The following is a 1,194-nucleotide window of genomic DNA, read 5'->3' on the forward strand; positions in this document are numbered from 1 at the left end:
GGGGCATGCATGGAATTTCGCCAACTTCGCTACTTCATCGCGGTCGCCGAGGAAATGAACATCACGCGGGCGGCCAATCGCCTGCATATGACGCAGCCGCCGCTGTCGCGGCAGATCCAGCAGATCGAGGAAAGCGTCGGCCTGCCGCTGTTCGAGCGCGGCTCGCGGCCGTTGCGGCTCACCGAGGCCGGGCGCATTTTCTATACGCAGGCGAAACGTCTGATCGATGAAGCCGACGAGCTCGCGCCGCTCACGCGCCGGCTCGCGCAACTGGCCGAGCGGATCGTGATCGGCTTCGTGCCGTCGACGCTGTACGGCGCGCTGCCCGCGGTGATCCGCTCGTTTCGCGAGGCGGCGCCGCATATCGAGCTGTCGCTGATCGAGATGTTCACGATCGAGCAGCTGGCCGCGCTCAAGGGCGGCCGCATCGACGTCGGTTTCGGCCGGCTGCGTTTCGACGACGCGCAGCTCGCGCGCGAAGTGCTGGTCGAGGAACGGATGATCGCCGCGCTGCCGCAGGACCATCCGCTCGCGCGGCAGAAGAAGCCGCTGACGCTCGCGGCGCTCGCCGAGGAAACGCTGATCGTCTATCCGAGCACGCCGCGGCCGAGTTACGCGGACCAGCAGATTTCGGCGCTGCACGACCAGGCGCTGGAGCCGAAGGCGATTCACGAAGTGCGGGAATTGCAGACCGCGCTGGGTCTGGTCGCCGCGCAGGTCGGCGTGTGTCTGGTGCCGGAAAGTGTCGAGGGGTTACGCGCGCATGGCGTCGCGTACCGGCAGATTCCGTCGGCGAACGCGGCGTCGCCGATCATCATGAGTCGACGCTTGCAGGACGAATCGCCGGCGACGATGCTGATGTGTTCGCTCGCGCGGCAGCTGTTCAAGCGGCCCGAGCCGGCGGGCCGTTGATGCGGTGAGCGGTTGAAAGACCGCGCGGCTTAACGGCTCAACGCCCCACCAACCGCACCGCTAACGAAAAGAAAAACCCGGCACCATGCTGCGTGCCGGGTTTCATTCAATCGTGCAACGTACTGCTTGCCGCGCCGCTCAGTCCGTGCCGAACTTCGGCGAGCGCGGGCCATACAGCAGACCGTCCGGCGGGCCGGCTCTCAGCAACCGGCCGCTGGTCAGGCCGGCGACCGCATGGCTCTCGTCCGACAGCGAATGCGCAACCTGCTTGACCGCCGCCTG

General features: G+C 67.0%; 2 protein-coding genes. One reads left to right on the forward strand and one right to left on the reverse strand.

All coding sequences use genetic code 11. The annotated features are described in order from the left end of the window. Positions 1-9: 9 nt before the first annotated feature. A complete protein-coding gene (locus BTH42_RS15005; protein ID WP_075300672.1) occupies positions 10-912 on the forward strand; it encodes a LysR family transcriptional regulator in 903 nt (300 codons plus the stop codon). 138 nt (positions 913-1,050) lie between these two features. On the opposite strand, the gene BTH42_RS15010 is transcribed toward BTH42_RS15005, so the two are convergent. Further along, positions 1,051-1,194: GNA1162 family protein (locus BTH42_RS15010; RefSeq protein WP_178392172.1), on the reverse strand; the 144-nt coding region annotated here is incomplete at its 5' end.

This window comes from Burkholderia sp. SRS-W-2-2016, assembly GCF_001931485.1.
Classification (GTDB): domain Bacteria; phylum Pseudomonadota; class Gammaproteobacteria; order Burkholderiales; family Burkholderiaceae; genus Paraburkholderia.